Here is an 18390-nt window from a genome sequence, read left to right on the forward strand (position 1 = left end):
GTACAGGCATAGGTGTCCAAACGCGGCGCAGCGTTGGGTGAATAGCAAATGGCACTCGTCGATGGAGCTCGGCCCATCGACAGCCTTCCATACAGCCGAGCCCGGTCGGCCATATGTATCAGGCGGTGGCCGGCGCGCTCGGCAGAAAGACTGACTCAGGAACGTTGAATGACGGGGAATGAACGCTGTCAGCCTCGGCGAGCAAGGATGGGAACCGGCGAAGCTTCCGCTATCGCCCAGAGCTCTCCGGTATTTGGCCGATGCATTCTTCGAGCTTCTCCAGGCGGAACTTCGCCTTGCGAAGTTCATGGCCGGCTTCGAAACGTCGATGGCGTCCCAAAGGCGTGGTCGTCATGAGGTCGCGCTCCAGTTCGGCAATGCGCGCGCGCACCTGTCGAGCGTCGTCCTGGCGCAACGCTCTAATCAATCCACGTCCAAGCATTCGTCTTCCTTGCACCACCCAAAAAGCCTTGCGGGTCTATCCACGGAGACCCTAATTTCCAGCAAGCCGAAACGCTCGAAATTTAACTTCGGCTACTTTAGCTGGCGAAGACAAAGAGGCTTCTGGGAAAAAGTCCGGCGAGTAGCAGCAAAGGGCTTGAGCACCGGGCGGACACGCGAAGGTAGCGCCGGCGAACAGCGCGACTGCGACGCCGCATCGGCTGCGGAGTGGCGGCTGAAGTGTGGATAACCAGCGCTTGCTATTGCTGCTTGCGCCAGCCGGCGCGCACCCTGGCAGTCATGGTGGCGGAGCATGTTGAACTGGCGTTGTTTGAGCAGTCACTCGGCGATCGCGAGGGCGTGCACCAACCGTTCGGTGATCGCGTGGCTGACGCCGCGGACAAAACCGGAGGATCGGTTCTATTCGACGTACGTGTCGACGGCGATATCTGCATTCAGCGGATGGCTGCAATTGGATATGCCGAAACCGGCACAGCAATAATCGTGATGGAGAGAAGCGGACGGCTTATTAGAGCGCGTTAGGCCCAGCGCTATATGCGTTGGACACTATTGATCAAACCTTACTCTTGGTGCCGGCGCGGAGGCCGTTGCAGTCATTCGCACGGTGGGTAATTTCGCGTTGCGATGGTCGAAGCAGGGGGCGGGTTCTCATTGCAGATTGAGATAGAAGAAGTAATTGCGATCACGCCGGCGGTCGCTGAGGCGTTCGCAGAACTGGTGAGGCAGCTGTCATCATCAGCCAGGATGCCTAGCAAGGGTGAACTTGGAGAGATTGTGGCTTCTCCGGCCACCATCGTCTTGGCCGCACGCGCCTCCGAGAAGATTGTCGGTATGCTTACTCTTGTAGTCTTCCGCATTCCCACAGGGGTGCGCGGAATCATCGAGGACGTAGTCGTTGACGAGGCTTATCGCGGACAAGGAATTGCCGAAGCCCTCACTCGCGAGGCGCTCGCTCGGTCAGGAGCCGCGGGAGCGAAGACCGTCGATCTGACTTCCCGCCCATCCAGAGAGGCTGCAAACCGGCTTTACCAAAGGCTTGGATTTCAGAAACGTGACAGCAATGTATACCGCTTCTCGCTTGGAAAAGAAGGGCAGTAACGTTGGCCCTGCTCTTACCAGGCAGAACCAATGAATCAGCTGAAAACGAACACGCAAAATAAGTGTGCCGCAACGCGCCAGAAGCGCTCAAGATGATGACGTTCGCACCAAGCAGCGACATATGATAGATGCGCTGCTGGAACGCCTGATCCGGGGCTATAGACATGTCTTCGCGGTGCTTCAGCCAGGTATGCAGCTCAGGCGAGCGCCTGTCGCAGTCGGTCAGGCTTCTCGCCGACAGCCTAGCCAAAGGAGGTGAGTTTGGTGGATCCGGCTGACATCTATTTCGACCTTTTTAAGCGCAACATGGATACGAGACGCCTCATCATCCTCGCGGCGCTCGGTGCCGTTCTTGGATTCGGAGCCTGGTTGATCGAACGAGACCAGACTAAGGGTGAAATGCTGCGCCCGCTTTGGCAGTTGTCCAGTTGGAGTTGGCCAGACTACCTTGTTCTTATCGGCCTAACGTCTGCCTTCGTTGTCAGCTGGAGCCTCTATTTTTTCATGTTGTCGAAGATTGATGCCATAGTGATTGACACGCTTGCCGACCTGCAGGAATTGGCCGGCCTTTCCGCCGACCAGCATAAAGCCATAGGGAGACGGTTAAATATTGAATCCAAATGGCTGCCTTTCGCGCTATCTACCCTCATCTACCTGGGTATCGTGATTTTATAGGTTTTACTCCGGAAGGACCGTTCTAACAGGTGCAGGGCATTTTGGCCGCGGAAACGGTCCAATCAAAGGCGAATCCCGGGGACCAGGCAGCAATATGAAATGACAACCTTCGATCTTCGCCGTCGGTTTGCCGCCGAAGCCTTGGGCACTGGCCTCCTGGTCGCAACGGTAGTCGGCTCCGGCATCATGGCCGAGACGCTGACGCATGACACGGCGCTGGCGCTGCTCGGCAACACGCTGGCGACCGGCGCCATGCTGGTGGTGTTGATCACCATCCTCGGGCCGGTCTCCGGCGCGCATTTCAATCCCGCTGTCTCGCTGGTGTTCTGCCTCAACCGGACGCTGCCGGCCCGCGATCTTCCGGCCTATCTGCTGGCGCAACTCGTCGGCGGTGTCGCCGGCACGCTTGCGGCGCATCTCATGTTCGCCCTGCCGGTTCTGGAGGTCGCGACGAAACTACGTGCAGGCCCCGCGCAATGGTTCTCCGAAGCTGTAGCGACATTCGGGCCTATCGCCGTCATTCTCGCCGGTCTTCGGTTCGAGCAAAAGGCCGTGCCGTGGCTGGTCGGCCTCTACATCACCGCCGCCTATTGGTTCACCGCCTCCACGTCCTTCGCCAATCCGGCCGTCGCGGTGGCGCGCTCGCTCACCAACACCTTTTCCGGCATCAGGCCGGTCGATCTGCCGGGCTTCGTCGTCGCCGAGCTGTTCGGGGCCCTGATCGGGCTGGCGCTGATGGGCTGGCTGCTCAGGCCCGAAACCGTTCAGCAATCAAGCCACTGAAAGCCCCACCATTCAAAGGCAAGTCATGACGATCACGATCTACCACAACCCCGCTTGCGGCACCTCGCGCAACACGCTCGCCATGATCCGCGCCAGCGGCGAGGAGCCGGTGGTGATCGAATATCTGAAGACGCCGCCGGGTCGCGAACGGCTGCTTGAGCTGATCGCGGCGATGGGTATCACCCCGCGTGAGCTGTTGCGGGAGAAGGGCACGCCTTATGCCGAGCTTGGGCTTGCCGATCCGAAATGGAGCGACGACGAGCTCGTCGGTTTTATGCTCGCCCACCCCATCCTCATCAACCGGCCGATCGTCGAGACGCCGAAGGGCACAAGCCTCTGCCGGCCTTCAGAAGCGGTGCTGGCGCTGCTCGACCATCCGGTGCGCGACTTCGTCAAAGAAGACGGTGAGAAGGTCGACTATACACAGCCAAAGTAGCGGTCGCGGGGCTCTCGCCCAGATCGTCATCGTTTTCCCAGTCGCATAGGCCAGCCATGGGCTCGTACCTGAAAACGGCTGTGGCAGCGTTCGTCTCTTGTAGCGACGTCCATTTGCCTTGACGCGCGTGCTGCCTGCCTTTGCAGGAGCGCTTCCTGTCTAGTTCCCTGCCGCGCGGGTAGGCGTTCCGGCGATCTGCCCATTGCAACGGTTTTCTCAATCTTTGCCGCGATATCGGCCAGGCGCGCCGCCCGGTCAAACCCCGCCCGCACCACTCCCGCCGGGAAGGCGGGACCGTGTTAGGGCCTGACCGGCCGGCTCAATCGCCCGGCCCTGCTTCTCCGCGTCTTGAGAAAAACCCGACGCAAAAGGAGCAAGGTCATGTCGGACACCAACGAAACCCCGCGGCAGGACGTCTACAGCCGCATCACCAACCAGATCATCGAAGCCCTCGAGCAGGGCGTGAAACCCTGGACGCAGCCCTGGAGTGCCGCCCATGCCGCCGGCCACGTCTCTCGGCCGCTTCGCCACAACGGCAAGCCCTATGCCGGCATCAACGTCCTGACGCTCTGGGCGTCCGCGATGACCGGGCACTATGCCGCGCCGATCTGGATGACCTTCAAGCAGGCCATCGAGCTGGGCGGTCGTGTCCGCAAGGGCGAAAAGGGCTCTCCCGTCGTTTATGCCGACACCCTGCGGCGCACCGAGACCGACGAGGCCACCGGCGGTGAGGCCGAGCACTTCATCCCGTTCCTGAAGGCCTACACGGTCTTCAATGTCGAGCAGGTCGACGATCTGCCGGCTCACTATTATGCCCGCGCCGAAAATGTCCGCAACCCGGACGAGCGAATTGCCCATGCCGAAGCCTTCTTCGCCGCGACGCGCGCGGACATCCGTCACGGCGGCGACTGCGCCTACTACAGCCCGGCTCTCGACTTTATCCAAATGCCTGCCTTCGAGGCCTTCCGGGATGCGCAGGCGTACTATGCAACAATCGCCCACGAAGTAGGTTTCACCGCAAGTGTCCTTCCCGTTGCAGCGCAAGCAGGGAGGGCATGATCATGACCTCTCAGAAGCGCGCAGGCGTCTACGCTCAAGTCACCGAGGCGATCATCGCGGCGATTGAAGCCGGCGCTGGTGAGTTCGTTATGCCGTGGCACCATGATGGAACGGCGACGTCACGACCTACAAATATTGCCTCCGGAAAGCCGTACCGCGGTGTGAACACTCTCACGCTTTGGGCAGCAGCGCAAAGCGCGGGTTATCCCAGAGGCGTGTGGGGAACATATCGCCAATGGCAAGCCCTCGGTGCCCAGGTCCGCGGAGGCGAGCGATCAACGACGGTCGTCTTCTGGAGCCCGGTTCGCGGCAAGTCTGACGAAGGGAGTGAGGCCGACACCGACGGTTCGGAGCGCACCATGCTTTTTGCGCGTGGCTATTCGGTGTTCAACTGCGCTCAAGTTGACGGATATGAGCCTGAGCCAATTGTCGCCCGTTTAGGCAACGACCGCATCAGCGAAGCCGATACATTTTACGCCAATCTCGGGATCAATACCGTCTTCGGCGGCAGCGAGGCATATTACCTCCCCTCTGCCGACAGGGTGCATATTCCGGTTATCGCCGACTTCAAGGACAGCGCGTCGCACTATAGCGTCCTTTTTCATGAAGGCCTTCATGCGACTGGAGCCAAGCACCGGCTCGACCGAGACCTTTCAGGTCGTTTCGGTTCTGAGGCCTATGCCATGGAGGAGGTCATTGCCGATTTGGGGGCCGCGATGGTACTCGCTGACTTATCGATTTCGGCTCGCCCGAGGCCCGATCACGCGGCTTACATTGCCAGCTGGTTGAAGGTCCTTCGCAATGATTCTTCCGCCATCTTTGCAGCTGCGAGCAGGGCTCAGAAGGCCGTCGATTGGATGCACGCGCAGCAACCTTCGGCCGAACTCAGCGCCGCCGCGTAGCCGACGGCTCGGCGGCGGGCGCCATTGCAGCTCGCCGCTGTAGCGACGCCAATTGCCCCTCCGCCGTCCTTGCCCTGTGGAACAACGCAAGGTTTTGGCTTGCCAGACCACGCCTTTCTTCCGCATGACGTCTGGCATCGGCGCGCAAGAGGGCAATTTCGGCCTCCAGCTCGCGAACCTTTTCGGCTAAATCCTTCGCAGGCCCGGGTCCCTGAGCGGCGGCCTCGATTTCATCGAGGATGTCCCGATGTGTCGTGTAGAGCGGGTTTCGACTTTTTCCCGCCTCACGTGCAACTGAAGCAGGGCTGATTCTCACGATACGCCCTTGATGATCGGGATGGCGACCTTCGCCACGAACGAGCCGGGCCAGAGCCGCACGATAGGCCCGCGCCGCCGACATAGCCGAAGGGGAGCGTGGTTCAACCATCATGTTCTCCGATCCTGCTCAGGACAGTCTCGCACTGTTCGATCGCTTCTGTCAGAACAGCGGCCGTCATCGTGCTAGCCTTGGGAAGCAATTTCAGATTTCGGTCTCGACGGTCTCGCCAGTAAGGCGCATGGCGCGGCTCAATCACCATGTTCGCGCAACCCAGGCAGACGGCCGGGCTCCGGCCCGCCTCGCTGGGACCGACCTCGCCGCCGCAACGACTGGTCTCCCGCTGGAACACGCACCAACCATAGTCGCAGGCATGGATGCGCAGATCGGTATCGGTGAGAACGAACTCGATGTAATCCCGGCGTACCTGCTCACCCGCTCGCCCCCGGAACCGCGCGTTGTTCGCTGCGATTCGCTCGCCCATGCGACCGGCAAGTCGATCACTCAGCAGCATCCTTTCCAACGCCGTCGCCGTTTCAGCCCGGTTTTCGTGGTCGATCAGTTCGCGAAGATCGAAGTCGTTGCCGACGTACCCGCGCGCGGTCATGGCGACCGATGCATGCTTGAAGTGTTCGGCGAGGCCAAGAAGCTGCGACCTGTCCTTTCGGGCAATGAATCGCGCAAAGGTCTTCCGGAACTGGTGCGTGCTGAACGCCCAAGGCTCTCCCTCGTGCAGCGGCACCCCGACGTGGCGAGCAAAATCATTGATCCGCCAGCCGATATGCATCTGGGTGACGGGCACAATCTCGCCATACTGGGTATTCTTGACGAGGAAGAGCTCACGCCTTCCGGAGGCCGCGCGTAGGGGTGCACTCAATTGTTCGAGCAACTCCACTGCCTTTACCACCGGTTCTGGAGCAATCCAGCGTTCAACTCGCCCACCATGCTGGTCGACAGTCTTGAACAGCCTGGCCACGAGATAGGCTTGCGCAACTCCAGTCTCGCCGATCGGATGGTAATCGATGGCCCCGGTCTCCATCGAGAGGATTTCGCTCACGCGCATGCCGACGAAGCCGGCAATGACGATGTAGCAGGCTTCGACAAGATGATTAACCGCATGGCGGACCGCATAGGCTCCGAGCAGGCCTTCGCCCGCGGGACCTTTCAGGTTTGCACGTTGCAAGGCCTTACGAGCATGAGACGAGCGCTGGTTGATCCCTCCCAATGCCCACGCTTCGCGACGCAGTGTCTCCGCTCTCACGATTGTCGGACCATGCTCCTCCACCCACTGAAGCGCGGTATTCAACAATGAGATCGCAATGGCGTCGGGAATGAATGGAATCGAGCCGCGCGTCGCTGGCGTCAAGCCTGCCGCTTCATAGGTGGTCTCTTGCGGCAGAGGGTCTACCAGCGGGGCATCATCGAGCTTGGCTCGCTGTCGATAGAGATCCTTGAGCACTACGATGTAGTTGACGATAGTGTTAGGACGTACAGACTTTGCCTTGTATCCCGGTCGCGCCAACAGCCAAGCGCGCAAGCGCTCTACCGCGGTCACATCGATGGCGCTGAACGTTTCCAGCCCATCGAAGGCCATCCACCGGATCATGATTCGTAGCGGGATGCTCTTGCTGTGCACGGAGCTCGGTGACAAACGTTTGCGACCGGTCGGTGGGTTGGTGACCATCGACCATAAGAACTGCTTTGCCGTCCGATGGAGGCTGCGCCATGCCGTTTCGCTGATGACAGCTCCCTCCGGCAACTCTACCGCCCAGCTTACTCTATTTTGGTCGGGCCGCCGGCCGGCGGTGCGGATGTCCAGCAACCACTCATCGTCGCCGAAGCGACTCCAAGGCGAGAGCGGCGCTTCAGCCCATCCGACCACGACAGGATTTCCGGCGGGATGCGTTTTCATTCAATCAGCGGCAAAGCTGGCGCCGTTTTCATGGACGCGACCAGGTGAAGCTCCGGCGAGAAGCGGGACAAGATGTCGTTCTCGAGGATTTCCAGTTTCGGCGCGTAGAGGAGCCGCCAGCGATCCGGCGCCAATGTCTGACGTGCTGCAACGAGCGCATCGCGCGTTGACAACAACCGCCCCAGGACGTCCGCGTCAAGCGGGATAACAGCATTCGGACAGGTGAAGCAGCCCAGCCAGGCCGTGCATAGGCGGCCACTTTTTTGACCCTCTCCAACACCGGAGAAGGGATCTTTGCAAATGAAGCCACCAGCCGTGGCATGACTGGCATCGATTGCCAAGGCATCAGATCTCTCATCATCAGCGCTGTTAGCACCGCGAACGAGATCGACGAACTGCGCCTGAAGACTGCCAACGATGCGTTGCTGAGCCCTTCGCACGATCGGTCGGTCGATATAGCGCTGCGTTGTATCCGGAGTGGCGTGGTTGGCCAACACTTGCGTTTTCAGGATGTCGTGCCCGAGTGCTTCATGCGCCAAAGTGAGGCCAGTCGCCCGCAAGGAGGCCAATGTCAAAGAGAGAGGCTGGCCGCTGTCGTCGGTAAGACCGTGCCGTTGCGCAAACAGACGCACGTGCTTGCTCATGAGATAGGGAGGTATCAGGCTGACGGTACGCGACCCATATACCGTCTCTACCACAAAGAGCCGCTCACGATCTTGCGCCGGCACATGTGCCAGCAACGGCGACGTCATCTGCAGAACCCTGTCGATGAGGTTGGGCACCGATAGGGTTTTGTCACGAAGGAAGCTTCGGCGTTGCACTCGATTGGAACGGCCTTTGGACCATCTGATGACCGAACGCCCGTCAAGAAGCAGATGCTCGCTCATGCAATCACGACGCAGCTCTCGCAACGCTTCGGGATTGGCATAGGTCTGCGCTCCGATGGCGATCATATAGGGGATGAGCGTTTCGGGCATCATATGAAGATGGCCGGTAAGTTTCGGGCTGCCGCCATGCCTGAGCGTCGCGAAGTGCAATCGCGAACGATTCGCGCCACGCTCCAGCATCACGCTCTGGCGCGGCACCAGCCCACCATACTGCTCAACGATGATCGCGAGCATCACGCCTAGATCGTCCAGATCGAGCCGTTTCAGATCGCGCTCCTGCGCAATATGCCGCCGGTCGACCATCGATAGAAGGCTTTGCCCCATACGGAAGGCGTCCCAACTCGCCTCGATGTCTTTTCTCGCGGCCGCCAACACAGCTTCTATTTCCGATCTGCTGAGCACCGCCCGTGGGGGCGTTTCCGCATTTTTGCGGGGGAAGGCATTGAACGGGATTTCGAGATCGGAAGCGACGAGATCGGGCCGGTTTCGCTTCAGCCAGCCAACCATCTGCTTGACGACGGACCATGCGGAATGGCGCGTACTTTTCGCCCAGGGTTTGGCGTCGAGCCAGGTGATAAAAGCACGCAGTACCGCAGTGTCGACATCGCTCATCGATCCTATGCCTGGTTCGTGCGCATCCAGGAACGCAAACCATTTACGCAGGGCGTGGAAGTCTCCGACGCGGGTTGCCGGGCTGTGGCCGGCATGATGATAGCGGAAGGCAAGTGCGATTTCGGCGGCGACTTGCGGCGCCCTTTTATGAACAGAGAAGTCGAAGCAATTTTCCGCCCGACCATCCGGATCAAGGAAGTTCACCACCAGAGAACCGGGCGCGCCAATGAGCGGTATGGGTGACCGATCGAGGCGATAATTCTTGCGCCGCCGTACCATCACAGAAGAGCCTCATAGAGTTCGTCGACAGTTGCCTCCACCAGGCTCAGGTCTGTCGCCAGAACGCGCAGATAGATCGCTGTGGTGGCGAGATCGGCATGCCCCAGGATTACCTGAAGCGTAAGAAGTGGGTTGAGATCTGGTTCGTCTTGTGCCCGCCGTTGGAGGAACCGCAGCATTGCGGTCGCATATGTATGGCGCAAGGCGTGGAAGCTTGTCGCCACACCTGCCGCTGCGGCCGAGGTGCTGAACATCGCGCCAATTCGGCGAGCGGTCATCGCGCCGCCAGCTTCCGTCAGGAAGACCGTATCGGGCTCAACAAAGCCGGCTTCTCGCAATTTGGCGCGCCGGACAGCGACCGCCCGTTCCTCATGCAAGTATGCAATCGTCCGATCGACCAATGGCAGTGGCGGATAGACAGTGCGCGCTTTGCCACCCTTCGTCCTGTCGATTTTGATGGGTACCAAGGCATCCTCGCTGGACCGTGGAAGCGATCGCAGTCTTAATCCGGCCACTTCCATCCGGCGCATACCGGTTGTGACAGCCCACTCGACAATCAATCGGTCTCTGGTGCCCACACGGCTCATCACTTGCCGCACTGCGGCGGGCGAGAGTGGTCGTGGCAGTGTCGGAGGCTGCCGAACCGTCAATTCGTTGACCAGCTGCCTTCCGCCAGTCGCATCAACGTGTGCCAGAAAGCCCTGGGGGCGGCTTCGAGATAGAGCCAGCTCATCTACCGTAAACGGTATGTGGCGAACAAGATTTGCACCGAGGCACCAGCGATAGAAGAGGGCCATTGTTCTGAGACGACCGTTGATCGTGCTGCGCGCGTATGCACGTCCAGTGTGTTCGCTTGGACGAGAGAGCATTCTATCCCGATAAGCGGCGATTTCGGCTAAGCCGATTTCGTCCCAAATCCATTCATTGGCCTCGAGCGTCTGCCACCAGTCATAAAGGGCTTCTCCATAGGTGCGCCAGGTCTGCCGACTGCGCGTTCGTCCCCGCACCAGAGCGATATGCAACAGCCAGGCACAAGCTGGTTCGACAAGCCGCATCTCGTGATCGAGCAGCATAGGAACGCCCGGGCACGGTGTGCCATTCGGCGCAAACTCATCAGTCGTGAACAGCAGCTCGGCCAAGGGGTCTCCAATTCGTGCGACCCGCCGCTTCGCGGGGCAGGCCCTCGGGCCCGCCCCGCGAAGCGGCGGAACAGCGCCTCAAGCGTAGAAAGTGTCCTGATTCGAGCTCAGGAAGATGACAGAAAGGACGCCCTGGAGATGGGTCCTAACACGAGTCGACACATTGGACCCGGCACGCCACGCGCCTTGCCCGTGATCTCGGCGGCAAGCGGTTCGGAGACGACGGCTATTCCCGCGAGGAGCTTGTTGCTGAGTTGGGCGCCGCGTTCCTTTGCGCCGACCTGGGGCTGCACCTTGAGGATCGCGATGACCACGCCGCCTATATCGGTCACTGGCTGTCCGTGCTGAAGGGGGACAAGCGAGCGATCTTCGCCGCCGCGGCACACGCGCAACGCGCCGCAGACTATCTGGCGCGTTTCAGCGCCTCCAAAGCAGCCGCCGCGTGAGCGGCGGCCTTCTGGAGCGACGAGATCAGATATGCGGCAGCTGGCCGTCGCTGCCACGCCGAGTGCCTCGTTACGCCTCGGCGTGTGTATCGGCGCGCAAGAGGACATCGTCAAAAATAACGCCGGCCTCGTCGCTTATGGCTGACAGGGCGACTTGATAGCGTGCATACTCGCCGGGGGCGAATTCCACTCCGAAGCGGTCGACGACATCCTTTTGGGAAAGCCTGAAGCCGTAGGTGCGTAGTGACCGGCGCCCGTTGGTATCGCGCGCCGAGACCGCAACCACTTTCCAAAAGACAAGAGGATACTGCACGACGCCGGTCCCAAAATCCTCAGACGGATCGTTCCCGTCCAAGATCGGTCCCGCTATGATGCAGGCGCGCGTGTCACCGGTTTGCAAGTCGCGTTGAATGTGATTTTCGAAGCCGCCCCACAAGCCTTGAACTCCCGGCCACTGCTTTCCCGGTTGGGAGCGGTTGAAGGCGGCGTGCTGCGGCGTGCAATTTGAGAAGTGAAACGTGTCGGAATTGGCAAACTCGATTTCCGTTGGCGTATCACCCCAGGCATTGTCTTCCCGGCGCACGATATGGCCCCGGTCAATCTGTTTGGCGGGCGCGTAGATATCGGGGTCACCCAACTGGTATTGCTGCGGGATTCGCGGGTCAAATACCCAACGATCCTGACCGAAGAAGGCGCGGCCGCTGGAGGTCTTTTTCGATGGATCGTAATCGACGTTAACCGCTGACCACATCTGCATTCGCCGGGAAGCGTTCATTGCCAGGCTGAAGTGATGGTACTTGAGCACGACGGTCTGGCCATTTTCCTTGTACATCTCCTGGTCCCGCTCCTGCGAAATGCGAGGCAGCGGCACGGTGATATCGTTTTCGAGGAAATCAGGGTTGTAGCCTTCTCGATCGTCGTAATTGGGGTCGAAGCGAAGTGCTTTCTCGAGCGCCTCGTCTCTCGCGATCTCGGCCGCCGCCTGAGGAAGCTGTGATGCCGGCACACCGCTACCAACGAAAATCGTCACTGGTCCGGAAAAATTCATGGTAACGCCGCCCATCACGTTTCCTTTCGTGTTTGCGAAAATTTTGGAGGGATCAGGTAATAGCAGCGCTTCTGGCGCGCGAGGCGTCGCCAGCTTCGCGACCTCATCGGTGGGATCGGTCGTGTTGGCCAGCAATTCGTCCAAAAGATGCTTGGAGGCGGGCGTGGTCGGCACAAGCCCGCCGAAGGCCTTGACCAATGCGCTTATCCGCACACCCTCGTTAGCAATCCAGTCTATTCCGTCGTCTGGTTGCCCAGGTGACCACGGAGAACCGTCCTTGTTGAGGATCGTGTTGCCCCGCATTTTTGGGATGGAGGCGTGGTGCAAACCGACGACCTCCCACATCTCCGAATAGCAGGCGGAGCCCGATGATCCTTCCTCGGTGTCGGTCTCGTACCGGAGGAAACCGTCGTCCCGCAGCTCAAGCAGCCGGCAATTCTGCATCGCATAGCGTTTTGGCCCGCCGTCAGGATATTCGATCATCCGGATCGGCATTCCAGGCAGGATCTTTGACCGCGATCCATTGATCGCCAGGAAGTTGACAGAGGAGAGAAGCTCGCCGGTGATCGCCTTCGGCTTCACCGCGACGAGCGCGAAATCGAGATCCTCCGCTGAGAAGAAAAGGGCGTCCGGATCAAACTCGAAAATGATGCCGCGGGCGACCCCCGATGCCGTCTCATCATGAAGAAAGTTGGCGCCGGTTCCTCGGACCGAGCCGGGATCCGGAAATACGTGCCAGTTGGTCAGAAGAACGTTAGGTGAGACCATGAACCCGGTCGCAAACCCGACCGGATCGACCTTGGGATCGACGTTGGCCACGATGCGCGCGACCGGCCGGCCAGCGGCTCGGGCAGCATCGTCTGGCGGCAAGGTGTACCAGTCAAGGGTAGGGCCTATCTTCCGCTCGACGAACACCGGAAGACGGCCTTGTGCCTTCAGCTCGCTCGCCTGATCAAAGCTCGAACGGCGAGCGTCGTAGCGCGCCTGTTCCGAAGGCGTCACTTGCGTCGTCGCAGGCGTTGGCGGCTGTGCTTTCCATCGTTTTGCAGCCGCAATCATTACCGCGCGGCGTCGCTCGTCGAACAAATTAGTCGCGGCCATGGTAGGTTCCTCCCTCCAAGGAATAGGGAAAGTCGATAGAACTCTATTTGACGATAGTAATTGAGAGATTGGACTTAAAACGATTAGCGTTCAGACGCTGTATGTTTAAGCGGCTAACAACTTCCACTCGAATGCCTTTCGGTTCACGCTGCTGATCGGGAAATTTCTTTCAAAAACCCCAGACTCCTCTTACATCACTATGCAACAAAGAGTAATGTGCGGTCAATGTGAAGAATAGAGTTCTCGGCGAAGTTCCTAGGGCGGGATCGCTTGTTCGGTTGTCTTTGGCGGCAGGCGCTTCGGCGGCCTGCGCTTGGGGGACCTGAAGGTCATTCGATCATGAAGAGATCGCAAAGCGGTGACCCTCAGCGCACCGCTTCAGCAGGTGCAGAGCATTCTTGGGGGAGACGTCCATGACAGCGCTTACCGGACCGGACACGAAGTTGCGTGTCGCTCACTTTGCCGCCGCCGCTCGCCGGTTCGTTCCGGTCCTTCTCATCTTGCTTAGCGTTTCGGGCTGCGAAAAAAATCTGTTCCAGGCGCCACCCCATGGTGGCACTGCCGATGTGCCGCCGGCACCCGTGACGGACAGCGTGCTCACCCTGGTGGCGCAAATCCCGTATGAGACGCTAGTGCAGGCAGCGCAATCGAAGATACCGCAATCCGTTCCGGTGCAAGGAGACGGTCACATCGGATGTGTCGGTATTCCTCATATTAATCCAGGACGCTTGGGACATCATACCGAGTGCAAATGGGTCGGTGTCCGTGTCTGTGTTGAAGTGCCAGACGTTACCGCTCCCAGTATTGGCACTACGAACCAATGCGCCGACTATCATTGGCACGCTGATATCAAAACGGATGGCCCGCTTGTCGTGGCCCAGGCGGGCAATGGCGTTCATGTCGAACAGCCGCTGTTTGTCACCGGTCAGGCCGGCGTCGGCGGCGACCTCGCCAACCTGCTTTCGCTTTCCGGAAAGAACTTCGAGGCTCGGCTGGTCCCTGGCCTCGATCTGCAGCTCGATATGAACGATAAGTGGTGCCCCGTGCTCGCGGGAACCCCAACCGGCAGATGGGTGAGCAGTGCTTCGGTAGAGGTAGTGGGCAAAAACTGCCTCGGCCTTGATTTTGGAAACCTGGGGCACCCCCAAGTCTGCGCAGGGCCGATCATTCTGGGACTGGCCGACGTGTTGAACGGCCAGATCAATGACCACCGTTCCAAGATACAGGATGCCATCGCCAAAGCTCTGCCCTGTGACGCACTTCGGTCAAAGGTTGAGGCCCAGTGGCACGCCATTTCGATCAAGATCGACCGAGCGGACAGCACGCCCGTCTATCTCAACATCGTGCCGACAGCGGCGAGCTTTTCGGGCCTGGTCGGTGAAGCGCAAGGCATGAAGATGACCGTGCGTGTCGCGGCAAAGACCAGTCTTGCCGCAGAACCAGTTGCCACGCAGTCCCAGCCTCTGCCGCCATTGGGTAAAACATCAGCCGATCGAAGTCAGGCCGATATCACCCTGCAAGCAACTGCACCCTATGGATTGCTGTTGGCCGAGCTGTCAAAGAACCTTAAGGGTCGCGATTTCCAGCAGCAGACGCCCGCAGGCGCCATCGATGTCAAGATCGACGATGTTGATCTCTATCCTAGCGCTGGCTCCGTCGTGGTTGGCTTGAAGGTACAGGCAAAGCTGCCGGGTAAGTTCCTGAATACGACCGGCTGGGTTTACCTCTCAGGGCTACCCCGCGTCGAGAGAACTGGAACGGCGATCTCGATCAGTGAATTGCATTTCGCGACCGTCCTGGACAACGCCTTCTGGAAGGCAGCTCAATCCCTATTTGAAACCCAGATCCTGGCAGATTTAGAGGCTCATTCGAAAGTGGATCTCAACAAGCAGATCAATGACGCGTCCGATGAGATTTTGAAGGCCGTTCACAATACCAACGTTCCGGGATTGAAGATTTCCGCTGACACTCCGTCGATTGAACTTCTCGACATCACTGTCGGGCCGAAAAATCTGATTGCCCGTGCCCGACTCAAAATGAATTTCGATATGGCGCTATCGGCTGATTTAGTAGGTCAGTAGCCCTTCTGCCGAACGAGCCGTGGCCGCCCATAACGATCAAGAGGTGCAAATGACGCAATCGCAGCTTAGCAAGGTTTGGTTTGTGGTCAGCGCGCTCCTTCTCTATTACACCCTGAATTCTTGGGTGGTCGCGCAAGGCGGGGAAGAGATATTCGGTGCAAAGCTGGTCATGAAGGCGAGGGTGCCTGCAGTAATGATCGCAATCCCGATATGTTCAATTTTGCTCGCACTAACCTCACTCGTTGGACGCGTCTATTCCCTACGCGCCGGCTCGAAATGGCATGAGCGAATACCGGTTGTCGGCTTCGACGGGATCGATACGGGCTCGCGTGAAGGCCGCGTCTATCAAGGCGCCATGATTACGGTCTTCTCCCTGCTGCCCGCGATTGCGCTGGTCTATTTCTGGTGTACGTTTCTCTCCGCGACGGTAATGCTGAACGACGGCAAAAAGGACCCAGGCGCCAGCCTTTGGGATTGGTCGCAGCTCCGGACGCTAAACGATCCCGCTCGTATCTGCACTGAATTTCACAAGGAGCTGGCCGATCCGTGTATCGGCAATGCGACCGTGCTGCCGGGCCTTGAGCCAACAATCTTTGGCGCGCTAACCCTCGCGGGCATTATCGCGCTCGCGATGCACTGGCGCGCTGTGGCGACGGGCCAACCGCATGAGACCCCATGGATGACGACCCGCGGCAAGTAAGAGTCAGCGGACTGAAACGGTCAGTCGGTTGCGGGCGGCGAAAGAGGCTTGCGGCCCAGCAATTCCAGCAAGGCGATCTGCCCGGTAACGGCAGATCCGGAAACCCACGCCAGCATCACCCACTCGGAAACGGTCATGCCGCCGGCACGAGCGTAGAGCAATGCGCCTACCACGGCCGAGAACAGGCCTAACCCCACCGCCAACATAACGGCCATCTTGAATCGCGCGTGTGGCGGCTTTTGTCCGACAAACTGTCCGCAGGCGTACATGGCAGCAATGGGGATGCCCACGGCCATGATAAGAAGTCCGATTGTTGCAAAGAACACCATCTCTCTCATCCCCTCCGCCCTCACGGCGTTTGCATCGGTAGCCCTTTCTTACCCGGCGCCATCAACAGAGTGTCTCGCAAGCAATTCCGTCGCCATCGCGATCCAGCTTGCCACCCCAGGGACAGTTGTTGAGATACCATTGGGCTTCGTCGCAAGAGCTGATTTGCGAGCATGTCCGCCGCGGCTGGCATGAAAAGCTTTGCGCTACCTGTCGGCGGCTGATGATGTCGAGCGGCTGGCTCGAAGGCCTCGCATCGCCGGCGTGCGCAGCCCGCCATTCCCAGGGCGCCTGAAACGTTCCGACCCAAAGACCGAGCTTCGCGGCCTCCGCCTTCGCCTGCTGCGCTGAATAGGCCCCGTGGCTGTAGCGGGGCCAATCCAGAGCCTGACCGTGCTCGACCATCCAGGAAGCGACGCTGACGCCGTCCGCTCGCTGGCAATCACCGACAAACCGGTGATATCGGTCCCAAGTTACGAAGGTGCAGTGCACCGGCCTGGAGGCCGCTAGAAAGGCGTCTAGAGCCTCGGCTGAGCGGCGCCCGCAGGGATAGTCGAATCCCTTGCCGTTGCTGCAGTATTGCTTGCTCTCCGGGGCGTCGATGCCGTTAAAGCGGATCCGCTGGCCATGGGCTTCGATCGTGTCCCCATCGATAACGGACGCGACGCCACCGATCGGCTCCGGCTTCGACCCGAACCAGTTCGAAACCCCAATGTCTGGTATTCGGTCGGTGTGCTGCATAGCTGATTGCGTGGCTAAGGCGGCAGCGGCAGCCATTATCACAAAGACCAGGCCCAACGGCACGCTTGCGCGACGCCAGGCACGTGATCGACCCACGCCATTGCCCTTGCGCCACTGACCCGAGCGGTTTTTAGATCGAGATTTGTCCAAGCCCTTCTCCCCATCACTACAATGCTATCAAAATTGGCGCTGGTCTAGGTTTGGCGGGTGCCCAGGGTTGAGAATCTTTCTGTATGGGCGGGACCTAATCGATCGCGTCAGCGCTGTGTGACAATAACTCTTGCGGACTGGAGCAATAGCTCTCAGCTTAGTCAAAGTACGCGGATGCGAAAGACAATGGCCGGTAGGGCGCTCGTCGGGCCGCTCTTTAGTTTGCACGTAGCCCGTCGATGTACTATCGAGCACATTCAGAATGGTTTTTTTGCATTCTGCTGGGTGGGGGAAGCCGGATATGACAGACGCCGATTGCGGGATTGCTGCGCGCCGAAGCGCGCGGCATGCCGCAAGCATGTGTTTTCCGGTTCGATCGTAGGGGTAAAGACGTTGGCTGCGAGGTTTGAAGCGCTCGAGAAGCTGCGCAATCGGATAATGGAAGCGAACCACGACTATAGGGTGGGGGCAGACATTTTCCCGAGTCTCAACGTCGACAAGATTGCCCGGGACATGGACCTCGACGATCAGGGAACCGCGCATGGCGAAAAAGACCAGCCATCGTCCTCGTCCAAGGCCCTCGACGAGGTCGAACACTCCATCGTTGAAAGGGTGCAGGACGAGAAAAAGGCGGCCCATCAGATCCTGGAGGATCAGCTTCACCTCTTCTCCGGTCGCGTTGCGAACCTGGGCCTTGAGGAGCAGTTCGGCCTTCTGCAGCAGGCGAACACCTCAAGCCTGTCGGACTTCAAGGGAGAAATAGCGGTCGGTTTGGATACCCTTCATGCCAAGCGTACCGACCTTCACGAGGCCACCCGAGAGCTTTCCAGTTTCCGCAAGAACCACCGCCTGGAACGCGTTGCAAGGCTGCAGCAGGGAACAGCTCATCTCTTCAGGGTAGCGCTCCTTATTTTCCTCCTGCTGGTTGAGACGTACCTCAACGGATCGTTTTTGGCCAAGGGCAACGACCAAGGCTTCCTCGGTGGTGCCACGGAAGCATTTGCCTTTTCCTTTGTGAATATCGGCTCAGCCTTGATTTTCGCCATTTTCTGCGTGCGCTGGGTGACCCATCGGTCTTGGGGAGGGAAGATTGTCGGGACCGTTTTCATCCTGCTCTATGCCGCTATTGCACTCGGCATAAACTTGCTGCTTGCGCATTATCGTGAGGTCAGCGGAACGCTCGCCGATGGCGCGGGCAACATTGCCGTTCAGAGAATGCTCCATAACCCCCTGGGG

At 59.4% G+C, this 18390-nt stretch carries 17 protein-coding genes and 2 pseudogenes; 12 read left to right on the plus strand and 7 right to left on the minus strand.

Annotated features, from left to right (window positions below; all coding sequences use genetic code 11):
* Window positions 1-178 precede the first annotated feature (178 nt).
* The 8 genes from EOA33_RS38880 to EOA33_RS06245 all read left to right on the plus strand — a co-directional run bounded on the left by EOA33_RS38880 (window position 179) and on the right by EOA33_RS06245 (window position 5415).
* Window positions 179-691: a hypothetical protein gene (locus EOA33_RS38880; protein ID WP_190234211.1), complete on the plus strand. Its 513-nt coding sequence runs from the start codon at window positions 179-181 to the stop codon at window positions 689-691.
* Between the two features lie 20 nt (window positions 692-711).
* Window positions 712-984 (plus strand): hypothetical protein, encoded by a 273-nt coding sequence (locus EOA33_RS06215; RefSeq protein WP_190234212.1) that lies wholly within the window; start codon window positions 712-714, stop codon window positions 982-984.
* A 129-nt stretch (window positions 985-1113) separates the two neighbouring features.
* Window positions 1114-1560, plus strand: coding sequence for a GNAT family N-acetyltransferase (locus EOA33_RS06220; protein ID WP_210212556.1), 447 nt, complete (start codon window positions 1114-1116; stop codon window positions 1558-1560).
* Between the two features lie 264 nt (window positions 1561-1824).
* The gene (locus tag EOA33_RS06225; protein ID WP_127405214.1) at window positions 1825-2235 is read left to right on the plus strand and encodes a hypothetical protein; all 411 of its coding nucleotides are present in this window, start codon (window positions 1825-1827) and stop codon (window positions 2233-2235) included.
* Between the two features lie 99 nt (window positions 2236-2334).
* The gene (locus tag EOA33_RS06230) at window positions 2335-3018 is read left to right on the plus strand and encodes an MIP/aquaporin family protein (RefSeq protein WP_127405215.1); all 684 of its coding nucleotides are present in this window, start codon (window positions 2335-2337) and stop codon (window positions 3016-3018) included.
* A gap of 25 nt (window positions 3019-3043) precedes the next feature.
* Window positions 3044-3454: an arsenate reductase (glutaredoxin) gene (arsC, locus tag EOA33_RS06235; RefSeq protein WP_127405216.1), complete on the plus strand. Its 411-nt coding sequence runs from the start codon at window positions 3044-3046 to the stop codon at window positions 3452-3454.
* A 381-nt stretch (window positions 3455-3835) separates the two neighbouring features.
* A complete protein-coding gene (locus EOA33_RS06240) occupies window positions 3836-4513 on the plus strand; it encodes an ArdC-like ssDNA-binding domain-containing protein (protein WP_127405217.1) in 678 nt (225 codons plus the stop codon).
* 2 nt (window positions 4514-4515) lie between these two features.
* Entirely contained in the window at window positions 4516-5415 is a 900-nt protein-coding gene (locus EOA33_RS06245) for a zincin-like metallopeptidase domain-containing protein (protein ID WP_127405218.1), read from the plus strand.
* Here EOA33_RS06245 and EOA33_RS06250 read toward each other — a convergent pair.
* From EOA33_RS06250 to EOA33_RS06265, 4 genes are read right to left on the minus strand one after another with little or no spacing between them, the layout of a single operon-like run.
* Entirely contained in the window at window positions 5399-5842 is a 444-nt protein-coding gene (locus EOA33_RS06250; protein WP_245482253.1) for a hypothetical protein, read from the minus strand. The two genes, EOA33_RS06245 and EOA33_RS06250, sit on opposite strands and share 17 nt — an antisense overlap.
* Window positions 5835-7643 (minus strand): hypothetical protein, encoded by a 1809-nt coding sequence (locus EOA33_RS06255; protein WP_127405220.1) that lies wholly within the window; start codon window positions 7641-7643, stop codon window positions 5835-5837. The genes EOA33_RS06250 and EOA33_RS06255 overlap by 8 nt, the downstream gene beginning before the upstream one ends.
* Window positions 7640-9421, minus strand: coding sequence for a site-specific integrase (locus tag EOA33_RS06260; protein WP_245482254.1), 1782 nt, complete (start codon window positions 9419-9421; stop codon window positions 7640-7642). The genes EOA33_RS06255 and EOA33_RS06260 overlap by 4 nt, the downstream gene beginning before the upstream one ends.
* A complete protein-coding gene (locus EOA33_RS06265) occupies window positions 9421-10560 on the minus strand; it encodes a tyrosine-type recombinase/integrase (RefSeq protein WP_127405221.1) in 1140 nt (379 codons plus the stop codon). The genes EOA33_RS06260 and EOA33_RS06265 overlap by 1 nt, the downstream gene beginning before the upstream one ends.
* A gap of 149 nt (window positions 10561-10709) precedes the next feature.
* Here EOA33_RS06265 and EOA33_RS06270 point away from each other — a divergent pair.
* Window positions 10710-11006 (plus strand): annotated as a pseudogene (locus tag EOA33_RS06270) (zincin-like metallopeptidase domain-containing protein); the annotation flags it as partial.
* Window positions 11007-11076: 70 nt separating this feature from the next.
* Here the strand turns inward: EOA33_RS06270 and EOA33_RS06275 are convergent.
* Complete coding sequence (locus EOA33_RS06275; RefSeq protein WP_127405222.1) at window positions 11077-13155, minus strand: DNA/RNA non-specific endonuclease; 2079 nt, start codon at window positions 13153-13155, stop codon at window positions 11077-11079.
* Window positions 13156-13568: 413 nt separating this feature from the next.
* Here EOA33_RS06275 and EOA33_RS06280 point away from each other — a divergent pair, with 413 nt between their 5' ends.
* Window positions 13569-15236 (plus strand): DUF4403 family protein, encoded by a 1668-nt coding sequence (locus EOA33_RS06280; protein WP_127405223.1) that lies wholly within the window; start codon window positions 13569-13571, stop codon window positions 15234-15236.
* Window positions 15237-15285: 49 nt separating this feature from the next.
* Window positions 15286-15936, plus strand: coding sequence for a hypothetical protein (locus tag EOA33_RS06285; protein WP_127405224.1), 651 nt, complete (start codon window positions 15286-15288; stop codon window positions 15934-15936).
* A 20-nt stretch (window positions 15937-15956) separates the two neighbouring features.
* Here EOA33_RS06285 and EOA33_RS06290 read toward each other — a convergent pair whose 3' ends face one another.
* Entirely contained in the window at window positions 15957-16265 is a 309-nt protein-coding gene (locus tag EOA33_RS06290) for a hypothetical protein (RefSeq protein WP_127405225.1), read from the minus strand.
* Window positions 16266-16326: 61 nt separating this feature from the next.
* Window positions 16327-17154, minus strand: coding sequence for an excalibur calcium-binding domain-containing protein (locus tag EOA33_RS06295; protein ID WP_190234213.1), 828 nt, complete (start codon window positions 17152-17154; stop codon window positions 16327-16329).
* 186 nt (window positions 17155-17340) lie between these two features.
* Here EOA33_RS06295 and EOA33_RS06300 point away from each other — a divergent pair.
* Window positions 17341-18390: pseudogene (locus EOA33_RS06300) on the plus strand (hypothetical protein); the annotation flags it as partial.

Origin of the sequence: Mesorhizobium sp. M4A.F.Ca.ET.050.02.1.1 (genome assembly GCF_003997725.1) — a bacterium.
Taxonomy (GTDB): domain Bacteria; phylum Pseudomonadota; class Alphaproteobacteria; order Rhizobiales; family Rhizobiaceae; genus Mesorhizobium.